This window comes from Paenibacillus xylanivorans, from assembly GCF_001280595.1.
Classification (GTDB): Bacteria; Bacillota; Bacilli; order Paenibacillales; family Paenibacillaceae; genus Paenibacillus; species Paenibacillus xylanivorans.
In genome coordinates this window covers 106,829-129,455 of record NZ_LITU01000083.1, presented here as the reverse complement: position 1 = coordinate 129,455, position 22,627 = coordinate 106,829, and the positions used below count along the sequence as shown (strand labels likewise).

19 protein-coding genes are annotated in these 22,627 nt (G+C 46.7%); 6 read left to right on the top strand and 13 right to left on the bottom strand.

All coding sequences use genetic code 11. The features are described from left to right. The first annotated feature begins 11 nt into the window (after positions 1 to 11). Positions 12 to 1,298 carry a putative lipid II flippase FtsW gene (gene ftsW, locus AMS66_RS30180; RefSeq protein WP_053784291.1) on the top strand — a complete coding sequence of 429 codons (1,287 nt, stop codon included), beginning with the start codon at positions 12 to 14 and terminating at the stop codon, positions 1,296 to 1,298. Positions 1,299 to 1,454: 156 nt separating this feature from the next. Here the strand turns inward: ftsW and AMS66_RS30175 are convergent, their stop codons facing one another. Further along, the gene (locus AMS66_RS30175; RefSeq protein ID WP_024631137.1) at positions 1,455 to 1,817 is read right to left on the bottom strand and encodes an Asp23/Gls24 family envelope stress response protein; all 363 of its coding nucleotides are present in this window, start codon (positions 1,815 to 1,817) and stop codon (positions 1,455 to 1,457) included. Positions 1,818 to 2,000: 183 nt separating this feature from the next. On the opposite strand from AMS66_RS30175, the gene cax reads away from it, so the two are divergent. After that, complete coding sequence (gene cax / locus AMS66_RS30170) at positions 2,001 to 3,071, top strand: calcium/proton exchanger (RefSeq protein ID WP_053784290.1); 1,071 nt, start codon at positions 2,001 to 2,003, stop codon at positions 3,069 to 3,071. Between the two features lie 187 nt (positions 3,072 to 3,258). On the opposite strand, the gene AMS66_RS30165 is transcribed toward cax, so the two are convergent. From AMS66_RS30165 to AMS66_RS30145, 5 genes are all read right to left on the bottom strand, one after another. Then, complete coding sequence (locus AMS66_RS30165; protein ID WP_024631139.1) at positions 3,259 to 3,552, bottom strand: YlaN family protein; 294 nt, start codon at positions 3,550 to 3,552, stop codon at positions 3,259 to 3,261. Between the two features lie 226 nt (positions 3,553 to 3,778). Next, entirely contained in the window at positions 3,779 to 4,024 is a 246-nt protein-coding gene (locus AMS66_RS30160) for an HPr family phosphocarrier protein (RefSeq protein WP_053784289.1), read from the bottom strand. Between the two features lie 96 nt (positions 4,025 to 4,120). After that, positions 4,121 to 5,236: an aminopeptidase gene (locus tag AMS66_RS30155; protein ID WP_053784288.1), complete on the bottom strand. Its 1,116-nt coding sequence runs from the start codon at positions 5,234 to 5,236 to the stop codon at positions 4,121 to 4,123. A gap of 109 nt (positions 5,237 to 5,345) precedes the next feature. Continuing rightward, the gene (locus tag AMS66_RS30150) at positions 5,346 to 6,212 is read right to left on the bottom strand and encodes a hypothetical protein (RefSeq protein WP_053784287.1); all 867 of its coding nucleotides are present in this window, start codon (positions 6,210 to 6,212) and stop codon (positions 5,346 to 5,348) included. 131 nt (positions 6,213 to 6,343) lie between these two features. Next, positions 6,344 to 8,323 carry a sensor domain-containing diguanylate cyclase gene (locus AMS66_RS30145; RefSeq protein ID WP_053784286.1) on the bottom strand — a complete coding sequence of 660 codons (1,980 nt, stop codon included), beginning with the start codon at positions 8,321 to 8,323 and terminating at the stop codon, positions 6,344 to 6,346. A gap of 463 nt (positions 8,324 to 8,786) precedes the next feature. Between AMS66_RS30145 and rpsD the strand changes: the two genes are divergently transcribed. Together rpsD and AMS66_RS30135 are read left to right on the top strand one after the other, a co-directional pair. Then, a complete protein-coding gene (gene rpsD, locus AMS66_RS30140) occupies positions 8,787 to 9,386 on the top strand; it encodes a 30S ribosomal protein S4 (RefSeq protein ID WP_024631144.1) in 600 nt (199 codons plus the stop codon). Between the two features lie 356 nt (positions 9,387 to 9,742). Further along, a complete protein-coding gene (locus AMS66_RS30135; RefSeq protein WP_053784285.1) occupies positions 9,743 to 12,871 on the top strand; it encodes a transglycosylase domain-containing protein in 3,129 nt (1,042 codons plus the stop codon). A gap of 163 nt (positions 12,872 to 13,034) precedes the next feature. Here AMS66_RS30135 and acsA read toward each other — a convergent pair whose 3' ends face one another. Beyond that, positions 13,035 to 14,759: an acetate--CoA ligase gene (gene acsA, locus AMS66_RS30130; protein ID WP_053784284.1), complete on the bottom strand. Its 1,725-nt coding sequence runs from the start codon at positions 14,757 to 14,759 to the stop codon at positions 13,035 to 13,037. A gap of 271 nt (positions 14,760 to 15,030) precedes the next feature. On the opposite strand from acsA, the gene AMS66_RS30125 reads away from it, so the two are divergent. After that, positions 15,031 to 15,663, top strand: coding sequence for a GNAT family N-acetyltransferase (locus AMS66_RS30125; RefSeq protein WP_053784283.1), 633 nt, complete (start codon positions 15,031 to 15,033; stop codon positions 15,661 to 15,663). 159 nt (positions 15,664 to 15,822) lie between these two features. Here AMS66_RS30125 and AMS66_RS30120 read toward each other — a convergent pair whose 3' ends face one another. The 4 genes from AMS66_RS30120 to AMS66_RS30105 form a co-directional block, all read right to left on the bottom strand. Continuing rightward, on the bottom strand, positions 15,823 to 16,518 hold the full coding sequence (locus tag AMS66_RS30120; RefSeq protein WP_053784282.1) for a 5'-methylthioadenosine/adenosylhomocysteine nucleosidase: 696 nt from the start codon (positions 16,516 to 16,518) through the stop codon (positions 15,823 to 15,825). Between the two features lie 160 nt (positions 16,519 to 16,678). Next, positions 16,679 to 17,692 carry a catabolite control protein A gene (gene ccpA / locus AMS66_RS30115; RefSeq protein WP_024631149.1) on the bottom strand — a complete coding sequence of 338 codons (1,014 nt, stop codon included), beginning with the start codon at positions 17,690 to 17,692 and terminating at the stop codon, positions 16,679 to 16,681. A 92-nt stretch (positions 17,693 to 17,784) separates the two neighbouring features. Next, on the bottom strand, positions 17,785 to 18,132 hold the full coding sequence (gene ytxJ / locus AMS66_RS30110; RefSeq protein WP_053784281.1) for a bacillithiol system redox-active protein YtxJ: 348 nt from the start codon (positions 18,130 to 18,132) through the stop codon (positions 17,785 to 17,787). A 122-nt stretch (positions 18,133 to 18,254) separates the two neighbouring features. Further along, positions 18,255 to 18,668 (bottom strand): hypothetical protein, encoded by a 414-nt coding sequence (locus tag AMS66_RS30105; protein ID WP_053784280.1) that lies wholly within the window; start codon positions 18,666 to 18,668, stop codon positions 18,255 to 18,257. Between the two features lie 271 nt (positions 18,669 to 18,939). On the opposite strand from AMS66_RS30105, the gene AMS66_RS30100 reads away from it, so the two are divergent. Further along, on the top strand, positions 18,940 to 19,467 hold the full coding sequence (locus AMS66_RS30100; RefSeq protein ID WP_053784279.1) for a type 1 glutamine amidotransferase domain-containing protein: 528 nt from the start codon (positions 18,940 to 18,942) through the stop codon (positions 19,465 to 19,467). Between the two features lie 115 nt (positions 19,468 to 19,582). Here the strand turns inward: AMS66_RS30100 and ptsP are convergent, their stop codons facing one another. Both ptsP and AMS66_RS30090 read right to left on the bottom strand, forming a co-directional pair. After that, positions 19,583 to 21,343, bottom strand: coding sequence for a phosphoenolpyruvate--protein phosphotransferase (gene ptsP / locus AMS66_RS30095; RefSeq protein ID WP_053784278.1), 1,761 nt, complete (start codon positions 21,341 to 21,343; stop codon positions 19,583 to 19,585). After that, positions 21,340 to 22,627: glucose PTS transporter subunit IIA (locus AMS66_RS30090; RefSeq protein ID WP_236703689.1), on the bottom strand; the 1,288-nt coding region annotated here is incomplete at its 5' end. The genes AMS66_RS30090 and ptsP, both read right to left, overlap by 4 nt.

The window sequence follows — 22,627 nt, the reverse complement described above, 5'->3', positions numbered from 1 at the left end:
TGGGCCGAACCATGAAACAACAAACGGCCCAAACGAAAACGAAGAGAGGCACGCCGGATTTTCAACTGCTAATCCTCACTTTATTGTTGGTGGGCTTCGGACTGGTGATGGTGTTCAGCTCCAGTTCCAGCATTGCAATTGCAAACAAAAGTTTTAATAATGATGCCCTGTTCTTCACGAAAAAACAACTTATGTGGGCGGTTATCGGTTTAGTGGGCATGTTTTTTGCCATGAATATCCGATTTAACAAATACAAAAAACTTTATGCACCATTTTTCTTGCTCACCACGGTACTGCTACTAATTGTATTAGTTGCAGGCAAGAAGGTAAACGGTGCCCGAAGCTGGATTGAAATTGTCGGCTTCAGTATCCAGCCCGCCGAATTTGCCAAAATCGCCATTATTCTGTACCTTGCGGCGTTGATTACGAAAAAAGGGGAACGCTTCAGGGATCTTAAGACAGGGTATTTCCCTGTGTTGATCATAGTCGGTTTCATTGCCGGGTTAATCATGCTGCAACCGGACTTTGGTACGTGCTTCATCCTGGTTTCTACGTGCGGTCTGGTCATCTATGCAGGTGGCGCCAGCATGAAACACATTATGGGTTCCATTCTACTGGTTGTGCTGGGAGCAGCGTTGGCGTTGGGAGCTAACGCCCTGTTTTCTTCCATGTCTTCTTCAGATATTGCAGACAGCACCACAACTACGGAAGCTACACAGAACTACAAAATCGGGCGCATTCAGGCATTCCTTGATCCTTTATCCGACAAAACAGGCGGAAGCCTTAACCTCTATCGATCCCTTGTTGCAATTGGGGATGGAGGCATCACCGGCTCCGGGATCGGACAAGGTACGATGAAGCTGCATTACTTGCCAAATGCCTATAACGACTTTATTTTCTCCGTCATTGGGGAAGAGCTAGGCTTTGTTGGAACTGCCCTGTTCCTGTTGGTCTACCTCTACTTCATCTGGCGAGGCATTATCGTCTCCCTTCGCTGTCCCGATCCATTTGGGACTCTGGTTGGTATAGGGATTATGGGATTAATTGCAATCCAGGCCTTTATCAACATTGGTGGCGTGACCCAGACCATTCCGGTGACAGGGGTTACCCTTCCGTTCATCAGTTATGGCGGTACCTCACTCTTTGTCATGATGGTGGCCATGGGCATCCTGCTCAGCATCTCACGCACCAATAATTTGGACGTCATCAAGGAAGAAAAAACAAAGTCGGTGACGGTTCAGACATCACGTACCTCTCCCGCACTTCGTTCACGTGAATCCATTCGCCGAATTCGATAATGAGAAGGAACGTTATAAGAATGGTTTTGGAAACAAAATGAAGGAAACACAAAAAGACTTCGCATCAGATTCGATGCGAAGTCTTTTTGGTGTTGTCTATCTAGATGAAGAACCTGGTCAATGTACCGCTGTTCTTCCACCACGGATTGCTAAAGTTTACAGATCGTCGCCTCTGAAAGATACGCCTTCTACCTTCACATTGACTTCAACAACACGTAACCCGGTCATGGTCTCTACCGCTTCTCTTACATTCTGCTGGAGCATGCGGGAAACTTCATGAATCGGTGTCTCGTACAGGACGATGATGCGCAGATCAATGGCTGCTTCCAGCTGGCCGACCTCCACGCCTACGCCTTTCTGTACGTTTTTACCGCTCAGGCGCTTCGCCCAGCCCTCTGACAATCCTCCAGACATTGCGGCAATTCCGGGTGTCTCCATCGCAGCCATTCCGGCAATTTTCGCCACTACGTCATCGGCAATCCGGATGTTTCCGCCCTCTAGTTGAAGTTGTTCTGCCATGCCACATCCTCCTTCACTTCGTTACTCGTATTTTAAATCCTTTCCACCCCAAAAAGCAAATTAAACTCAAAAAGATGCGTTTACAACCTACCATGATTTGGTTATATTGAAATATGAAAATAATCTCATAAGTGTTTCGTGATATCGTTCAAAACAAAATAATAAGTTACCGAGGTGTTTGTTGTGAGAAACCGAATTTCATCCATTTTGCTGATTGCCACCTTTGTACTCAGCGCCGTCGCCCACTACATGAACTGGGATTCGATTCTGCAATTCGTCATTTCAGCCATTTCGGTTATTTTTGTGGCCGGTTTTTTAGGAAAAGCCACCGAAAATGTAGCCCATTATGCCGGACAGCGGTTAGGCGGATTTTTGAATGCTACATTCGGCAATGCCGCCGAATTGATCATCGCCATTTTTCTCGTCAAAGAAGGACTGTTCGACATGGTTAAGGCCAGTTTGACAGGCTCCATTATTGGTAACCTGCTGCTGGTGCTTGGTTTAAGTATTTTTGCGGGAGGACTCAAGTTCAAAATTCAGAATTACAATGTATCGCTTGCCGGACTAAACGGCTCTCTCATGATTGTAGCCATCATTGCCCTGTTTATTCCAGCCGTCTTCCTGAATACCCATTCCATCACACAGAAGGATACGAATACACTCAGTCTCATTGTCGCAGGCTTGCTGATCCTTGCCTACATAGCTTGGTTGGTGTTCTCCATGGTCACACACAAGAACTATCTCTCAGATGTCACTGTGGATGAAGATGAAGAATTGCCGCATGAACATGCACCTGAGTGGTCCAAGAAAAAATCAATTCTCTATCTCGTTCTTGCAACCGTCATGGTTGCCTTCGTCAGTGAATGGCTGGTTGGCACCCTTGAGGTGTTTACCGTACAATTCGGACTCAGCGAACTATTCGTCGGTGCATTCCTCGTTGCCATTATCGGTAACGCCGCGGAGCATAGTGCAGCCATTATGCTTGCCATGAAAAACAAAATCGGCGCCGCCGTGGAGATCGCCGTCGGCAGCAGTTTGCAAATCGCACTCTTTGTTGCTCCCGTGCTCGTTTTTGTCAGCTACTTCACAGGTAGAACGATGGACATTGTGTTTACAACGATTGAGCTTGTAGCCATTGGCGTAGCCGTATTTATCGCCAAGTCCATTACCCAGGACGGTTCAACAAACTGGTACGAAGGTCTGCTCCTGATGGTCGTTTATATTATTTTGGGTGTATCGTTCTTCCTGGTATAACATTACTTCAATCGTACTAAGTGATAGATATTTAGCGTAAGAGGCAGCCTGGAAATCGCATTTTCCAGGTTGTTTTTTCTTTTATCCCTCTGCCTCTATCACATCAACCTATCTATTCCAATTCAACCGCACAAAAAAAGCATGCAAACACCTGCATGCCTTCTATTCTGACCCACGCTATTGCAGGCTATTGCTCATTCTTCTTGTTCAAAGCTTCATATAGAATCGCCAGATTCCGCTCAAGCGCGCTTACCAGCTGCTTACCAGCACCTTCTGGAAGAAGCCCTGCACGAACAGCAAAATCGACTTCCTTGGAGAACCCATACATCTGTGTATCCAATACTTCCTCATAGAGAGGGCAGTAGCGGGTAGCCAGATTCTCCATCTGTACTTCAATAAGCTTCTGTATTTTATCTGCATCTTCTTGAAGAAGACTGATCGCTTTCAAGTGCAACTGGTCCTGCAGATCAGATGAAGTCATGCATTTTTCCCCCCTATGTCCCAAAAATCGCGTAAAGACGTTCTACCTCTAATATTAGACGAAATCAGGAGCTAATACAAGAACCTGACCAAAATAACCATACAAAGTGAAGACCCTTATTCATGCGTAATCCCCTTATTTTACCTAGGTCTTGGCGAACACCTGAATGATCGCAGGCCAAAAAAAGCATCTCTGCCACAATGGGCAGAGATGCTTCTTAGAGCTATTACTCGGATGCGATACTCACATTCAGTCCATGCTTGGCAAATACTTCTGACATAGCTGCTTTGGCTTCAGTTGCATCCGGGCCATGAACGTGCAGTTCATAGCTGTGTGTGCTGATCAGCGTTGTAAACAGCCCGAGAATACTTTTTACATCGATATACTTGTTCTCTGAATGAAGCACGATTGAAGAAGTAAACTTGCTCGCTGTTTGAGCAATTTCCACTACCGCCGCATTATTACTCGACATAGGAATCCCTCCGTCTTTTCACTTTTGGTATCATCTATTAATTACCACTACATGATACCGTGAATCCGCTTTCCTAGCAACAGCAAAATACTGTTCCTACTTCAGACGATCCGGATTGAGGCACTCCAGCTCAGGAATAACGAAAATTCCGTCTTTACGAATCAATACATCGTCAAAATAAATCTCGCCACCACCGTAGTCTGGACGCTGGATCAACACCAGATCCCAGTGAATGGAGGAGCGGTTTCCATTATCTGTTTCTTCATAGGCCTGCCCTGGCGTAAAGTGCAAGCTGCCTGCGATTTTTTCATCAAACAGAATGTCCTTCATCGGGTGCAGGATATGTGGATTGAACCCAATCGCGAATTCACCAATATGACGAGCGCCATCATCTGAATTCAGAATGTCATTCAGACGTTGTGTATCGTTGCTCGTTGCTTCAACAATTTTACCGTCTTTGAAGGTGAATTTGATATTCTCAAAAGTGATCCCGTTATAAAGCGTTGGTGCGTTATAACTAATGGTTCCGTTCACGGAATCACGTACAGGGGCACTGTACACTTCGCCATCCGGAATATTTTTTTGGCCGGAACATTTCTCTGCACCGATATCTTTAATGGAGAAGCTCAGATCTGTTCCTGGTCCAGTGATACGGACTTTATCCGTGCGGTTCATCAGGTTAGCCAGTGAATCCTGCGCTTTGTCCATTTTGGCGTAATCCAGGTTACATACGTCGAAGTAGAAATCTTCAAACGCTTCTGTGCTTGTATTAGCCAACTGTGCCATGCTTGCATTCGGGTAACGAAGCACAACCCATTTCGTATGTTTTACCCGTTGCTCGCTATGTACCGGGTGGGAATAAAGTGAATTGTACATTTTCATTTTTTCTTCCGGTACATCGGACAGATCATTCACATTCTCCCCTGCACGAATGCCAATGTAACAATCCATTTGTTTCATCCGGTTCAGATCGATCTCTGCCCAGGTTTTCATCATCTCTTCTGTCGCATTTTTGAGCATGGCACGCTGTACCGTCTTGTCAGTCAGCTGAACAAAGACGTTACCGCCTTTTTTGCCTACTTCTTCAATAATTGCATTAATCAGATCACGTTCTGTACCGATCATCTCTACCAGCACATTCTCGCCGGGTTGTACATCTACAGAATAGCCCACCAGATTGGCTGCGAGCTTCTGAATTCTTGGGTCCTTCATCTTGTAAACTCCTCCTGTCATCTGCCATTCCTGAATTGAACAACGGTAAATTACGATACTATTGTAGCACGCTACAACGATCCCGTCAGCAGGCAGTCCCACAACTCATTTACTCATAAGCCCTGAAGTTTACATCTGTGACAAGGGCTTCTTTATTCTTTTTGCTGTTCATATCCTTATAGCTCACCTGGCTTTCTGAGGAAAGCCGCAAGGGCAGGCTGGTTTTCCGATCCACGGTTAGATGATACACCGTATGTACCTCGGCCTGTTTCATCATCTCTTGCATCGATGTTTCCCCTTGCTGCCACACTTTGCTCAAATCCTTCTCCAGTTTCTCCTGACTGCCTCCCTTAACCGCAGTTGCCTTGTGCATATACTCTGCCCGGATTGCATTCATCTCGTCGTTAAGCTGCGCGAGCGCCCAGGTTTTGGCGTCTTTCGGTGCGAGTTCAATCCGCAGTATTTTCGTTCGACGGCCTGAACCGTACTCGGACTTAATCGTTTTGTTTAACCGATCAATACTTTCCATTTGAGCAATGGGATTGAAACGGGACAGCGAGCCGCGAAGAGGCTCATGCTGGGCAGTTAAAGCCATCCACTGTCCTTGTTTACGCTCAAAAGATGCACTGAATCCGCTCGGTTGACCGTTATTGTTAACAGTCGTGGCATTCACTCCTTTTACTCCTGTTCCTGCAGCAGTTACGGCTCCGGGAAGCCGTGTTTGCAAGGTCAGGCGGTCGTGATTCTCCAGCTTGCCTTCAAATTTGAACTGATTTTCGAACAGCCCGCTACTTTCACGTCGCAGTCCCGCTTCCCCGTCAAAACTCAGCTTTTCTTTCCCTGCTATTCCTGATAAAGCCAGTGAAAATAATTCCTCGGGACTTCGATCTCGCTCTAACAATCCACAACCAGGAGCACATAACACAACAATACTCAGTATCAACAATAGCCCACGTATATACCGACGCTTCAACAAGTTCTATTCCACCTTTCCGTCAACTTTCTCCATAGCCTGCCCCTCCCTTATTTGCTTATACTTCCTTCCTTTGGCAGCGCCTCTTCAAAAAAATAAAGAGAGGACGACTCCGCAATCGGAATAGTCCTCTCTTAACGTGTAACTTCCTGTTCTTCCATGACGATCCGGTTTCGACCGCCATTCTTCGCATCGTACAGAGCCATATCAGCCCGATAAAATAACGATTCCACACTGACTTTCTCATCCATCCAGTTCCATTCAGCAATACCACTGGATACGGTCACGGAAGGCCTTGTCTCTTCAGCAACTCTCGTGCGAATGATTTCGGCATATTCCAGTGCCTGACGAGCACCAATCTGAGGCATATAGATGGCAAGTTCTTCTCCGCCCCATCTAGCACAGATGTCCTCAGGCCTGACAGAACTCGTTACAATGTCGCTCACCTGTTTCAATACCTGATCACCTGTTTGGTGCCCAAACGTGTCATTCACCTGCTTAAACTGGTCAATGTCCACGACAACCAGTGATCCACAGAATTCATGGGCCTGACGTTCATGGATCACACTATCCAGGTAATGCCTCACATACAGTCCTGTCAGCATATCCAGGTTTGCCAAGCGCCGTACCTCGGCATGAAGCGTTGCATTGGAGAGTGCAAGTCCTATATGAATGGACAGCATCTGAAGCAGACGGTAATTATCGTACGAAAAATACTGTTTTTTCGGATGTCCCAGCAAAATGGCACCCTTCACTTCACCATTCACCCGAACGGGTGAGGCTATCAATGACATCGAGCCGGTGAGATCCATGAAAACTGAGGATACTTTATCATATTTCGCATAATTGGATAGAATGAGCGGTTCTTCGGTTTGATACAGCAAACCTGCGATTCCGTAGTCCATTGGAAATGATTTGCGGCATAACTCATTCACATTGGATGACATCACTTCGAAGTGATTCGTACTGTCATTCAGTTGAAGGATACAACACGATTCAGCCTGAAAAATGTCCTTCAATTCCTGCTCGGAGAATTGATAGATCTCCATCAGCTGCAGGCTCTTATTCAAACGTTGTGTCAGATCATTGATTAGACGAAGTTCCTGGATCAACATATTCGATTGCTCGTGCAGCTTGGCATTTTCAAAGGCAGTTCCTGCTGTATCCGCCATCATCGTAATGAGCTGCAGATCTGAATCTTCCATTAACTCCTCATTCATCTTAATGTGAAATACACCATAGATCCCCTGCTTGCCTTTTAGAGGAAGGCCAACCTCCAGAATGCGATGCTCAACTTCATCGGATCGGACGACAATAAGCTTGCCTTCCATGAACGATTGTACACAAATGTCTTCTCCACGTTCATGAACAAGCAACGGTTTGATGCGAGGGTTGAGGCTGCTCTGATCCTGAGACATATACAGTGTCATGCGCGTCGTTGGATATAAGTAGTCAATGCTGTCAAACACTTCATCCAAAATGGCGTCCACATCCATTTTGTCATGCATCCGTTGAACGATTTGGAACAGAATCGATCTTCGGTGTTCTTCACGGGCAGTTTGTTCATGAGCATGTAACAGGTCCGTCATAAATATGTATTCAAATCTTCGGTAAAAGCAGGTACGATAATGCAATGCCTCCGATCGAACAACGGCTTCAGACGTGTCATCTCGATTTTGCTCGTAGGTTACAGCAGTGAAGACAGCAAACATATCCTTGTTTGTCCTGGAGAACAGAGGTTCAGCCATTAGATGGTACTCTCCATTTTCAGTAGTTCCACGTAACGACTGGGCCTGTCCCGATTCAAGGCATTGCATCACAGTCGAATGTACATCCAACAATGGAGCCCCTTCATTCCCTTGCCCCATACAGATCCCTTCTGTATTCCATACGTTGTATATTATTGATGATCTGTCTGAGTGTGGCCGCCGTTGGGTATGCCAGTCGGTGTATGCTTGTTGCAGCAGGCTTCCCAAATATGAAAAATCAAAAGGTGTGATGTCCATTTTTTGCATCCAGAATACATGCGCTTCGTGAGGAGCCGCAGAAGATGCGGAATCGCCCGAACTTCGCGAATTCAAGCTGGCTGGTTTACTTCTTAGATGTTCTAACATGTCAGGCGCTCCTTTGCACCGTTTTTGCATCCACTCGGATGCATTAATCTGCAGACGTTATCGCAAACCTGCAAATTCTATGCGATAACCTTAATGTACTAGATCATTTAAAGTTAAGATACAATCTATTTTACTCTCTTTAAAGCTTTTTTGCATCCATATTTCAGAAAATTGTCCCATTATTTTGGGCCTAAGGACCTATCGACAAATTTAGACGTTTTTTTGCTTTTATCACATGCTTGACTTTGGTTCTAGTAAACTGTAAAATAAATTGTTGATGAAGACTACTAATGGGTCTTTAAATTTGGGCATTACCGGTTGTGTCACCCTCATTCTTTTTGTTGCTTTCAGGACAGCGGCTGAACTTTCCTGATCGTTTTATGTGTGGCTTAGCCCGCATCAACAAATTGGAGCGCAAACAGAGCCCTATATGAACTTTAACTAAAAAGGAGCTACTTTAAACATGGCACGTTACACTGGTCCTAAATTTAAATTGAGCCGTCGCCTCGGCATTTCCCTGAGCGGAACAGGCAAAGAATTGAAACGTCCTTTCCCTCCAGGTCAGCACGGAGCTAACCAACGGAGAAAAATCAGCAACTACGGTATGCAATTGCAAGAAAAACAAAAACTGCGTCACATGTACGGTTTGGGCGAGAAGCAATTCCGCACTCTCTTTGCTAAAGCGCAAAAAATGCAAGGTATCGCAGGTGAAAACTTCATGTTCTTGCTTGAGAGCCGCCTTGATAACCTCGTATACCGCCTTGGATTCGCTAACTCCCGCGCTGGTTCGCGTCAGTTGGTATCCCACGGTCACGTAACTGTAAACGGCAAAAAAGTTGACATCGCTTCTTACCAAGTAAGCACTGGCGACGTTATCAGCCTGCGTGAAAGAAGCCGCGGTCTTTCTTCCGTTAAGGAAGCTATTGAAAACCGTTCGCATCTTCCGGCATACGTAGAATTCAACGATACTGCTCTGGAAGGTAAATTTATTCGTTTGCCTGAGCGTTCGGAATTGTCCCAAGACATCGACGAAAAACAAATCGTCGAGTTCTACAACCGTTAATCGTTGGAATTTCATTAAGCTTCACATCAAACAGCTGCCGAGATTTTCTCGGCAGCTGTTTTTTATTTCGAGAGAAACAAAGAGCAAAAAAATGAGGTTGTACCTGCACCTAATTCACGGATATGGCCTCCTTTCTATACATAGTCATCTATATTCATCCACACTTAGACGCTCAATGCTTCCAACGATTTACTGAAATTCTCCATGACTTCTCATGATATGTAATTCAATTCCGCATGATATATATCATAATCCAATAAAGAATGGCAATTTTCGACCATTGCTTGTATTTCTCAGGCATGCAAACCAGCCTTTTTATGCTATAATAAGTGCTGTTAAAAGGAGGAAGACACTGAATGGTTGATGTTAATAAGAAAAAGCCCGATGAACAGCCTGCCCGCAAGCGCAGTTTTGGCCGCAGACTGGGTAGTTTCGTCAAATGGATGGTTATCCTGGGATTCATGGGGGTACTATTTGTAGGCGGTGCTCTGATGGGATACGTCAGTTCCATAGTTAAAGACGAACCTGTCCGTTCAAGGGCGCTGATTGAACAGAAAGTCAGCGAAAACTCCATCACAGGCTTTGCTTACTTTGCCGACGGTAGCCCGATCGGTCAATTACGAACAGAAGAAGACAGGCGTCCGGTCACCTTTGACCAGATCCCGCAGAAGGTTATTGATGCAGTCATTTCGATTGAAGACAATCATTTTTACGAACATAAAGGTGTAGACATGAGCGGAACGCTCCGTGCCGTGAAACAGAAAGTGCTGAAAGAATCGGTTCAAACCGGCGGAAGCACACTGACACAACAATTGGCTCGGCGTGTGTTCCTCAATCTGGATCGAACAGAGGATCGGAAAGTGAAAGAAATATTACTTTCGCTCCGACTCGAACGTTTCCTGACCAAAGACGAAATTATGACAGCGTATCTGAACAAGGTTCCTTTTGGTAACGGCTCCAGTGGATATAATGTATATGGAGTCAAGGCAGCTGCCAAAGGACTATTCAATATCAATGATTTGAGCAAAATAAACACAGCTCAGGCTGCTTATCTTGCAGGATTGCCTCAGCTCCCCTCCTCTTACTCTGCCTTTAATGGAAAAGGCGACTTTGTTGAGGAAAATTTTGATCGTGCAATCAATCGTCAACATCTGGTATTGCGCCGTATGCTGGAACTGGGCAAAATTAATCAATCCGAGTATGATGAAGCTCTTGCTTTTGACATTAAGAGCTCACTCGCACCCAAAACCATCAAAGCTTACAATACTTATCCATACCTTATGATGGAAACGGAACGACAAGCTGCACAGATTCTAATGAAGCAATTGAATTCGGAAAAAGCTGACGGCACTGATGCCAAGACAGCTACAGGTACGGATTCGGATACGGGTACCGATACGCCGCAGAAAGAAAGCAGTGCCCTGCTGGAAGAAGCTCAGCAGCAATTGCGTACAGGCGGATATCGCATCTATACGACCATCAACAAGAGCATATACAAAACGATGCGTACCATAGCTGAAGATGACAGTAATTTCTCTGCTGACGATCCCGTAAAGGGAAAAGAACAGACTGCTGCCATGTTGATCAATCACAAAACAGGAGCTATTCTCGGCATGATTGAAGGCCGTAGTTTCCAGGATGAACAGATGAACTATGCAACCCAGATGGTGCGTCAGCCAGGTTCAACCATGAAACCTATTGCCGCTTATCTGCCTGCACTGGACGAAGGACTAGTTCAACCGGCTTCTATTATTGATGATTCACCGATTATTCTGAAGGACGGCCCAAATGGATTCCATATTCCAAAGAATGCCAACAATCGCTACCAGGGACTTGTGACTGCCCGTAGAGCGCTCAATTACTCATTGAATGTGCCTGCGCTGAAGCTGTTCAACGAGGAAGTTGGTATCGACAAATCATGGGCTTTTGCCAAGAAGCTTGGGATTACCACCATTCAGCAGGAAGACTATCAGGCCCAGACCGGTGTTCTAGGAGGTCTTCAGTACGGTGTAACCGTTGAAGAACTCACCAATGCCTACGGGGCCATTGCCAACAATGGTGTGTACAATGATTCCTATATGATTAGCAAAATTGTAGACTCCAATGGGAATATCGTATATAAACACGATGCAGAACCTGTTCAGGCTTTCTCGGAACAGACGGCATATCTTATGACAGATATGCTTCGTACCGTAATTACGGAAGGCACAGCCGATAAAGTCCGTGAAAATTACAAATACTCCAAGAGTGTGCCGATCGTAGGCAAAACGGGTTCAACGCAAAACTATGCGGATGTCTGGTTTGAAGGCTATACGCCGGATGTCACACTGGGTGTATGGGTTGGATACAAACAGCCGGTAAACACCCTGGAGACAAGATCACAGAAGAAACGTGCCCAGCAACTGTGGACCCAAATCATGAATCAGGTGATTGCTACAGACAAAGAGATGTTCGTAACCGATTCGTTCAAGAAACCATCCGGAATCGAGACCCGAACCGTATCAGCTTATAGCGGCAAATTGCCAACATCTCTGACCGACAAATTTGTCACTGATATTTTCAATAGCAAATTTGTGCCGAAGGATAGCGATGACGGCGTCGCAAAAGCCAAATATATCACTTACAATGGTGTCAACTACATTCCGCGTGATGAAACACCTGGAGACATGACGAAGGAGAAAACGGTCATCAAACGCAAGAAACCGATCTCTGATCTCATCAAGGAACTGCAAAGTGCATTCTCACGTATGAGTCGTCACGAATCACTTGCATATTACCTACCGGAAGATGCCGATGCAGACATGCCGACACAGATCGACCCAAGAACCGATAACGGCAAAGCACCAGATGCACCAGGCAATGTGAGAATTTCCGTTGCCAACGGGAACGCCGTCATTACGTTTAATGCCACACCGGAAAGTGACGTGGTTGGTTATCGCCTGTATCGCTCAGTAAATGGTGCCGGATTCCAAAATCAGGGGCAGGTTGTGCTGACAGGTGAGTCCAGATCATTCACCGCATATGCACAAGGTGGAAACTTTGCGTTCTACGTTACAGCAGTAGATGTAGCTGGTCGTGAGTCTGCTCCTAGCGCAGCAGTTAGCAGCGCAGGAACGGCAGAGCCACCTTCAGATGAAGATGTAAACGAACCGATTAATGTTCCGGGAACGGTAGTTACGCCGGAAGATTCCCAGAATGAGAACACCACAACTACGGCTCCGGCTACCCCGGGGCAGGTCAGCGTGTCTGCTCTCTCCCAAGGACTGCGCATTCAGTGGGCCTCCAATTCGGAAGCGGATGGCGTTCAAAGTTATGCTGTATATTTTAGTGAAACGGGGGCAGCCCCTTACACCAAAATTGGCACTACTTCAGGCACTTCCATGGACTATGGAGTACCTGCATCCACCAGTGGATGGTTCAAGGTATCCGCCAGCAACAGTATAGGCGAATCTGAGCCGTCCGGGGCCGTTCATTTCCAACCGTAATACATTTATCAAGATTTCAAACTTAACCCCATCCTTGCATCATGAGGATGGGGTTTTTCATTGATACCCAAAAGCAAAAAGCCTGATCCGCAATGAAACACGGATCAGGCTTTGAATTGGAATCATGGGACAGACAGTGGCATTGCATCCGCTGGTTTATTCTTTAGTCTTCAATGGTTGATAGATCGCCTGTCGGCAGATCCAGCTCCCAAGCTTTCAACACACGGCGCATAATCTTGCCGGAGCGGGTCTTGGGCAGTTTATCCTTGAACTCAATCTCACGCGGAGCGGCGTGGGCGGACAAGCCTTCTTTTACAAATCGATAGATCTCTTCCTTCAGCTCTGGTGTCGGCTCATACCCCTCACGCAGTGCCACAAAGGCCTTGATGATCTCTCCACGAGTTACATCCGGTTTGCCGATAACACCTGCCTCTGCTACCGCAGGGTGCTCTACGAGCTTGCTCTCCACCTCAAAGGGGCCAATGCGCTCCCCTGAAGAGTTAATGACATCATCAATCCGGCCCTGGAACCAGAAGTAGCCATCTTCGTCCATATAAGCGGAATCACCGGATACATACCAACCAGAAAGTCGGAAATACTCCTCGTATTTGGCTGGGTTATTCCATATCTTCGCCATCATGGACGGCCAGGATGTGCGAATAGCCAGGTTCCCCATGCTGTATGGCGGCAGTTCCTGTCCTTGATCATCAATAATGGCTGCTTCAATTCCCGGTATTGGACGACCCATGGAACCTGGTTTGATCGGCATGCCCGGATAGTTACAGATCAGCTGTCCACCCGTCTCCGTCATCCACCAGGTATCGTGAATTCGCTGACCATAGGCTTTCCAGCCCCAACGGACTACCTCCGGATTAAGTGGTTCACCGACCGACATAACGTGACGAAGACTGCTCAGATCATGCTGGGCAATGGTCTCTTCGCCTGCCCCCATCAACATCCGGAAAGCAGTCGGTGCACTGTACCATACGGTGACTTTATTTTTCTCAATGGTGCTGTACCAGTCTCCTGGACTAAATCGTCCCCCACGAATAACGTTGGTCACGCCATTCAACCAGGGTGCAAAGATCCCGTAGGATGTACCTGTGACCCAACCTGGATCGGCTGTGCACCAGTATACGTCATCCTCGCGCAAATCCAGCACAACCTTGCCGGTGTAATAATGCTGAATCATCGCATTTTGCACATGATATACACCTTTCGGTTTACCTGTAGAGCCAGATGTATAGTGAATCAGCAGACCGTCTTCACGAGTCAGCCATTCCACTTCCATATCGTCCGAAGCTTGCGACATCTCAGCATCAAAGTCGATGAGTCCTTCTTCCGTCTGCAGACCGCCACCCACAACAAAAATATGCTTCAGTTCCGGCAATTCGGAACGTTTAATTCGTCCCAGCAATTGAGGGGTTGTAACCAGTGCCACAGCTCCACTATCCTCCAACCGATCCTTCACCGCAGTCTCCATAAAGGCTTCAAATAGTGGACCTGCAATAGCCCCAACCTTCAAAATGCCCAACAGACTAAAATAGAGCTCAGGACTGCGAGGCATAAAAATAAATACCCGATCTCCCTTGGCTATGCCATACTTGCGCAGAACGTTACCGAAGCGACTCGACTGCTCGCTCAAGTCAGCAAACGTATATGCCTCTTCTCGCGCGGCATCACTGTATAATAGTGCCGTTCTTCCGCCTCTTCCTTCCAGCACATGACGATCTATCGCTTCATGCGCCATGTTGACTTTCCCGCTGGCGTGCCATGTAAAGTGCCTTTCAACCGCTTCCCAATCAAACCGGCTTCGGGCCTCCGTATAATCGCCCAGATTAGATTCAGACACAACCGTTTGCAGCATCTCACCATGTGCTTGACTCATGCTTGCCAGCCTCCTTCAACTCGACATTTCGATTCCCATTATGGGTCACTTCTGATTGCCTTTGTGTTGACTGAACTTCCAGTTAGCGCTTACATTAGTAGAGAGAACTTCTCATCATGTACTTGCCAGGCCAAACCGATGAACCCAAACTGCAGTTGAATTGTGAACATTTTTTGTCTACGCAATTATAGCAAATCTTTTCAATCATCGTCTATGGCTTTTCAAATTTTTGGTTTTTTGCTATAAGTAGGGGGAGAGAGGAGCATGAACCATGGAGCATATTAAGGAGCATCATGTGCGTTCCATCTTCAAGTCCGGCCACCGAATCATAATAGAGGGACCCGTTCAGGCCGAGACGATTAAGCAGCTTGAATTCCATACCGATCTGGATGCCTTCAGGCGCCCTTCGGAACAACAGGAGGCATTGGCCGAAATTGCCGCATTGCCCGAAGGTCGAATCATCATTGCACGGGAAAATGAGACCATTGTCGGTTATGTGACTTTTCATTATGCAGATGATTGCGAGCGGTGGTCGGAAGGCAACATGACCGATCTGATTGAGCTGGGCGCCATTGAGGTTGCCGATTCCTATCGCTCTCTCGGGATTGGACGCGAAATGCTGCTCACCGCGTTTGAAAATGGACAGATGGAGAAATATATCATATTCACAACGGAATATTACTGGCATTGGGATCTGAAAGGCAGCGCTCTTTCCGTCTGGGATTACCGCAAGATGATGGAAAAATTAATGCAAACCGTAGAAATGACCTGGTACGCCACCGACGATCCCGAGATCTGTTCACATCCGGCAAACTGCCTCATGGTCCGCATTGGTAGCCAAGTGCCCCTGGAATCAGAAGAACAGTTTGACCGCGTGCGATTCCGCCATCGTTTTATGTACTGATCATGAATCCACATGGATGATTTCGGAATATGTATACATAGAAAAACCGCCTCTTCGTGAACAGTTTCATCATGGATGATCTGCAACGAAGAAGCGGTTTTTGTTTTTTTTAACCCTTTATCACGCTCAAACCACCCATACCTTATGGGATTGGGTGGTTTACATATGTTCCAGCATATGTTCCACAATACGGTGAGAACGCTGGGAAGACTCCACAGTAAATTCTGCAAAGTTCACATGCGCTGAACCATCGGCTTTGTCAGACATTGCGCGAAGTATAACGAACGGAACACGGTTCATAAAACACACTTGCGCTACTGCAGCCCCTTCCATCTCCGCACATGCCCCATCCATTTCAGTATACAGCATTTTCACGATATCCTTGCTTGCAATGAATTGATCTCCTGACAGCACTTTGCCGATCAGATAGTTCGCTCCCTGCGCTTTGCAGGCTTCTTCAGCTAATCCGATAAGTGATGCTTCCGCCGGGAAGGCAGACGTCTCCTGGTAAGGAATAACCCCGCGCTCAAATCCAAGTGGGGTCACATCCATATCATGCTGTACACATACCGACGAGATGACCATATCTCCAATGTTTAATTCCGGATTAACTGCACCCGCAACACCTGTGAAAATAATACGGTTAACCTGAAAACGATCAATCAAAATCTGTGTCGTCACAGCCGCATTCACTTTACCCACGCCTGATTTGCAGACCACAATCTGCTTACCCAACCATTCGCCAGCGACATAGGTAATTCCGGTTTGTTGTACAGTCTCCAGTTGCTTCATACCAGCCAAGAGAAGTTCTACTTCCTCATCCATTGCACCAATAATGCCGATCGTTTCACGCATGTTCTGACCTCCTGTATACATTCGGCATGCTGAACCTGGCTTTGTTCCCATCCAAGTATGTTTTTCCGTTTGAGTTCAGAGCCTCATTCAGCACAAAAGCTCCGTTTCCGGAGCTTCTGTAATTCCACTATGTAGAGAGAATGCCTTCTCCCTTTCTTATTTAGACTACGTCTGCGTGGCTTACAGATAGACGAAGAATCGTTTCATGCGGCAAAATAACCCGTGGGTTCTCCACATTTTCTTTCTTCATCAGTTTGGTCAGCAAACGCATCGCTACAGCGCCCAGGTCATACATCGGTTGAGCTACAGTTGTCAACTGAGGACGGACCATGGAAGCCATACGAATGTTATCCACACTAATGATGGAGAAGTCATCCGGTACTTTCAGACCTTCATCCTGAATGCTGTGAATAGCACCGATCGCCATCTCATCTGTTGCAGCGAAAATTGCCGATGGTTTTTTCTTCAATCCGAGGAAATACTTCATCGCTTCCACACCAGACTCATAACGATAGTTGCCAATGCGTACGAGATCTTCCTGATATTCCATACCTGCTGCTTCAAGTGCTTTCTTGTAGCCTTGGAAACGAGCATAACCGTTGGCTGGATCTTGCAGAGTACCACTGATCATTGCGATTTCCTTGTGTCCATGACGGATCAACGTGTTTACAGCGTCAAATGCCGCAGCTTCATGATCGATATCTACAGAAGGGTACGTGCCCTTCTCGTCACTTGTTGCACAAAGAACGATCGGCACAGCCGCTGACTGGAACGCCTGAATATGCTCGTCCGTTACCGTTCCACCCATGAAGAGCAGACCGTCTACCTGTTTTTCCAACAGTGTGTTAATTACACGAATTTCTTTTTCTTTCTTCTTGTCCGCGTTACACAAAATAATGTTGTAGTGATACATATTCGCGATATCTTCAATCCCGCGGGCAATCTCTGCAAAGGTTGAGTTCGAAATGTCCGGAATAACGACCCCGACCGTTGTTGTCTTCTTGCTCGCCAAACCTCTGGCTACCGCATTCGGACGATATCCCAACCGATCGATGGCTTCATATACTTTTTTGCGCGTCTGTGGCTTAACATTAGGGTTATTATTAACAACCCGTGATACCGTTGCCATAGAGACACCGGCTTCACGTGCCACATCATAAATGGTTACCGTCACAGTACTTCTCTCCATTACCAGTAAATTTTCATACCATTTTCATTAAGATTTATATTACGACAAATTTATGCATTAATCAATTAAAATAGGCTTTAGGACTCACGCAGTGCATTCGTGATTGTGGTTGAATTAATATCCGAGTGGGAAGTATGCCATACAGGAATTCCCTTTTTGACTAGAATCGCCTGCGGAGATTCGTGCTTAACTCCCAGCTTGTCCGCTGCCTCGTTGGATACAGGGCGATCTTCCACTACATAGATGATACCGTATTTCACTTGTTCATTTGGACTATTTTGCAAATAATCGTTCATCTCCTGATAAGCGTTCGCGCTGATGGGGCAGCGTGTACTGTGCTTAAACAGAAGCAAGGGTTGATCCTCGGTAGCCTCCACTGCGGAGTTTAGCTGTTCAATACTTGTCATTTTAGTCATGTCAGCCATTTGATATACATCCCCCTTTACCAGGAATACCGCTATGTTGAGCGTTTTCACTCTACGATATCTTAACAAAAAGCGGGCGAAAAAGCCAATTTTCATGAAAACAAGCATTTTGCACGTCAAAATTAGACAGCATTCGAGAAATGCGCCTGCCATACAAATCCGGATAATTGACCCAATCTGCGCTGTGTTGTTTCGATCCATTCCTCATCATTAGACTTTTGGGCGTAACCCATAATATCCAGCAGCAGGTTAATTCTCTCTTCCACAGCATGTTGCATCCGATGCTCCATCTCACGATCCGTAGCGTCGGGCCAGGCCAACAACTGTTCATGAAAGAGGTCCGCAAGTTCATTACGTTCTCCAAACGATACATCCTGTTTCGAAGGTTGTTCACCGAGTGTACTGATGCACTCTTTCAAATCCGGCTTGACCGGCTGAAGCACTTCATAGGAAACGCAATCTGTACAAGCAAATACAGGTACATTACGAATCTCCACCCTTTTAGCATATACCACTGTTCTTAATTCCAGTTCCATTACATGTCCGCATCTGCACGTCTTACGCACAGTCATCACCTCATTCGTTCTATACTCTTATACAGATACCATTCGACCTATTTCCGCTCAAATCCTGCTATAAACCATAGGTTGCACAAATTACCACCGTCTCCAGAAGAAGGTTGTCGAATGTAGGCGTTCATTGAGTTGTAATCGCTTGCGTGATGGAGTAAATGCATGACAATGAAGTCACTATGAGAATCTGTTACAATAAAGACGCTATGTGCTAATTACCGCAAAAGGAGAGATGATGATGAGATTAACAGGAAAAAAAGTCATCGCCCTGGTCGATGAAGAATTCGAAGATCTGGAACTGTGGTATCCGGTGCATCGTGTCCGTGAAGAAGGTGCTGAGGTGCATCTCGCCGGAGAGAAAAAAGGTAAAACCTACATTGGTAAATATGGTGTTCCCGCAGAGGCAGAATACAGCTTTGATGAACTGGATAGTTCACAATATGATGGTATTCTTGTACCCGGGGGCTGGGCTCCGGACAAGCTTCGTCGCTATCCCAAAGTAATTGAGCTTGTCAAGGAAATGCATGCAGATCAGAAACCCATTGGACAGATCTGTCACGCAGGCTGGGTACTGATATCCGCCAAAATACTGGACGGAGTTACGGTCACATCTACACCAGGTATCCGGGATGACATGGAGAATGCCGGAGCCATCTGGAAAGATGAAGCCGTTGTTGTAGATGGACACATCATTTCGGCTCGTCGTCCACCTGACCTTCCACCGTACGGCAAAGCATTTTGCGATGCACTTGCTGACAAATAAAGCAAAGCCCCGCGCCAATATGGCGTGGGGCTTTGTCGTTGAAATAAGACTATTTTCCAAAATTGTACAAAAGTTAATATTTTCACTTAAAGGTATTTATTTGAAAATATCACATTCATGAAGCGTTCGATCCACTCTGTTCATCCGGACTGCCCATCGAATCATTGAAGACCTGCAGGCGCTGTTCGATGTCTGCACTTGTCCGCAGGGTGAAGCAATCATGTGCTGCCTCTTTGGCAGCAGCAGCTGTCGTATTCAATACCCTGTGCTTCACGCGCAGCAAGGATTGTGGGGACATGCTCAGATTGCTGATCCCAAGCTCAAGCCACAGGGGAATCGAGCGCTCGTCTCCTGCCATCTCACCGCACACACTGATATCAATCCCTGCCGTATGAGCTGCATCCACTGTCGCACGAAGCATGCGCAGTACAGCCGGATGATACGGATGATACATATGTGCAATCTGCTCATTCATTCGGTCTACAGCCAGTACATACTGCACGAGATCATTCGTACCGATACTGAAGAAATCAGCTTCTTCTGCAAGCAAATCGGCTATCATCACTGCTGCCGGAACCTCAATCATGATACCCACCTGAATATGCGGATCGTACGGCAATTCGCGCTCATCCAGATCAGACATCGCTTCACGCAGGATTTCATTGGCTTCCTGAAGTTCTTCTACCGAAGAGATCATCGGGTACATAATTTTGACATTGCCCGCAGCACTAGCGCGGAGAATGGCTGTGAGCTGTGTTTTGAACAGATCTTTGCGGTCCAGACTGATCCGAATTGCACGATATCCCAGAAACGGATTATCTTCTTCAGGCAGTTCAAAGTAGTCGAGCTGCTTGTCACCACCAATATCGAGCGTACGAATAACTACAGACTGACCTGCAGTTTTCTCGGCGACAAGACGATAAACTTCATACTGCTCCTGCTCACCCGGAAACGTGGCCCGGTCCATGTACAGGAACTCTGTCCGGAACAAGCCGACTCCCTTGGCACCTTGTTTCAGTGCCAGATCCAGTTCCTTAACGGAACTGATATTGGAAGCCAGATGCAGAACGGAGCCGTCTTTGGTTACGGCATCCACAGTTGCAAGTACCTGCAACTGTTCTTTTTTCTTCAATTGTTTGCTGCGAATCATCGTGTAACGTTCAATCGTCTTGCGATCCGGCTCCGTAAATACGAGGCCGTTATCTCCATCGACAACCAACATATCTCCGGTCTCTACCGGCATGCCAAGACTCGCTTCCAGACCGGAAACGAGAGGAATACCAAGGGCACGAGCCATAATTGCCGAATGTGACGTCTTGCCTCCGATGAGTGTCACAATACCCAGCACGTGACTTGGATTCAAATGCGCCAATTGAGAGGGAGACAGCTCTTTGGCCACGAGTATATAAGGCTGGGTATCCGATGGGAGCGTAATTTCCGGTGCGCCTAACAGATGTTTTAACAAACGGTTACCCACATCCTTGATGTCGATGGCCCGCTCCTTCATATACTCATCGTCGAGCAGGTCAAACATGGTGACAAAATGATCAATGGCCTCTTTGACGGCTACTTCTGCTGCTTTGTACTGCCGTTCAATAATGCCGCGAATTTCGTTCATAAACACCGGATCTTCCAGAATGGCCAGATGCGCATCAAAGATGCTGGACTCTTCAGGACCGACCACTTCCTTGAACTCGTTCTTGATATATTCAATCTCATCCTTTGATGTCCGTATGCCCTCGTACAGCCGTTCGAACTCTTGGGCAAGATCCACCGAATCCATCTTCTGATCCGGCAGATCCCATTCCCAACTGGGCAGGACAAATGCTTTGCCGATGGCTATGCCTGCAGCGCCGTTGATGCCTTGTATCTTCATTCTACCCCTCCAACGTTCCTGTCATAGAGCACCACGGACATAACGGATGCCTGACCTTTCTTAACTTGCTTAAATGGAGCAAAACTCCATGATTTGACACGATCTGGATTCGTAATCACCATCGGTGTCGTCAGCGATGCCGCTTCAGCTCGCAATACAGCCAGGTCAAACTTGATTAACAGCTGCCCCGGCTCCACCGTATCCCCTTCCTGAACAAAGGCTTCAAAATGGCCTTTCAGTTGGGATGTGTCGATACCGATATGCAACAGAACCTCAAGTCCTTCCCGGGTTGAAATGCCCAAGGCATGCATCGTTGGATACATGTGCATAATCGTTCCGTACACGGGTGAGACCAGCTCCCCCTTTTCCGGAACGAAGGCTACGCCATCGCCCACAAGCTTGGCTGCAAATATCTGATCCGGAACCTCTTCAATCGGCAGCATTTTACCCTGCACCGGAGCACAGAACAGAACCTGCTGCAGATCCCGTTCGAGCAGTTTCGCAATCTCTTCCCGGATTAATTCCGAATAGGTACCAAATACCACTTGTACGTTTCCGCCACCCAGCTTGATGAGCCCTGCGGACCCCATACTCTTCATTGCACCTGTATCGATTAACCGATCATTATGCACGGTGAGTCGAAGTCGTGTAATACAGGCCTCTACCTGCACAATGTTTTCTTTCCCGCCCAATGCTTCCAAAATGAGAGGAGCTTGATAAGGAATGTTACCTACCCAATCTTCCAGCATGGACCCCTCTTCGCGCCCTGGGGTTGGAATCTTGAACGTGCGAATCGCCCACCTAAACAGGAAATAATAGACCAACCCATATAGTATGCCAATCGGTATGAGCTTCCAAGCATTCTCCGATAGATGGAAATTGAGTATGTAGTCAATAATGCCAGCCGAATAGGAGAAACCATGGCGTATATCGAGCCAGTAACTGATCCACATCGCAAGTCCCGACATAACTGCATGCACGATGAACAGATAAGGTGCCGCAAACAAAAAGGCAAACTCAATCTGCTCCGATACCCCTGTCAGAAAACAAACGAGTGCGGAAGTGAGAAATGTTTTTTTGATTTTCGGCTTCAGGTCTTCCCTTGCCTCCTGAATAATCGCAAAGGCAATCGCTGGAATCGCAAACATCATGATCGGGAACAAACCGGCCATAAAAAATCCCGCTGTTGGATCACCTGCAAAAAATCGCGGTAAATCCCCTTGAACAATGTTTCCGTCTGCTGTTTCATATGTCCCCAGTTGGAACCAGAACACATTGTTGAGC

Excerpts from the sequence above, each read along its gene's own strand:
- ftsW (WP_053784291.1), top strand. The coding sequence starts at position 12 with ATGAAACAACAAACGGCCCAAACGAAAACGAAGAGAGGCACGCCGGAT.
- AMS66_RS30175 (WP_024631137.1), bottom strand. The coding sequence starts at position 1,817 with ATGGCAGAACAACTTCAACTAGAGGGCGGAAACATCCGGATTGCCGAT.
- AMS66_RS30165 (WP_024631139.1), bottom strand. The coding sequence starts at position 3,552 with ATGACTTCATCTGATCTGCAGGACCAGTTGCACTTGAAAGCGATCAGT.
- AMS66_RS30160 (WP_053784289.1), bottom strand. The coding sequence starts at position 4,024 with ATGTCGAGTAATAATGCGGCGGTAGTGGAAATTGCTCAAACAGCGAGC.
- AMS66_RS30155 (WP_053784288.1), bottom strand. The coding sequence starts at position 5,236 with ATGAAGGACCCAAGAATTCAGAAGCTCGCAGCCAATCTGGTGGGCTAT.
- AMS66_RS30145 (WP_053784286.1), bottom strand. The coding sequence starts at position 8,323 with ATGTTAGAACATCTAAGAAGTAAACCAGCCAGCTTGAATTCGCGAAGT.
- rpsD (WP_024631144.1), top strand. The coding sequence starts at position 8,787 with ATGGCACGTTACACTGGTCCTAAATTTAAATTGAGCCGTCGCCTCGGC.
- AMS66_RS30135 (WP_053784285.1), top strand. The coding sequence starts at position 9,743 with ATGGTTGATGTTAATAAGAAAAAGCCCGATGAACAGCCTGCCCGCAAG.
- acsA (WP_053784284.1), bottom strand. The coding sequence starts at position 14,759 with ATGAGTCAAGCACATGGTGAGATGCTGCAAACGGTTGTGTCTGAATCT.
- AMS66_RS30125 (WP_053784283.1), top strand. The coding sequence starts at position 15,031 with ATGGAGCATATTAAGGAGCATCATGTGCGTTCCATCTTCAAGTCCGGC.
- AMS66_RS30120 (WP_053784282.1), bottom strand. The coding sequence starts at position 16,518 with ATGCGTGAAACGATCGGCATTATTGGTGCAATGGATGAGGAAGTAGAA.
- ytxJ (WP_053784281.1), bottom strand. The coding sequence starts at position 18,132 with ATGGCTGACATGACTAAAATGACAAGTATTGAACAGCTAAACTCCGCA.
- AMS66_RS30105 (WP_053784280.1), bottom strand. The coding sequence starts at position 18,668 with ATGGAACTGGAATTAAGAACAGTGGTATATGCTAAAAGGGTGGAGATT.
- AMS66_RS30100 (WP_053784279.1), top strand. The coding sequence starts at position 18,940 with ATGATGAGATTAACAGGAAAAAAAGTCATCGCCCTGGTCGATGAAGAA.
- ptsP (WP_053784278.1), bottom strand. The coding sequence starts at position 21,343 with ATGAAGATACAAGGCATCAACGGCGCTGCAGGCATAGCCATCGGCAAA.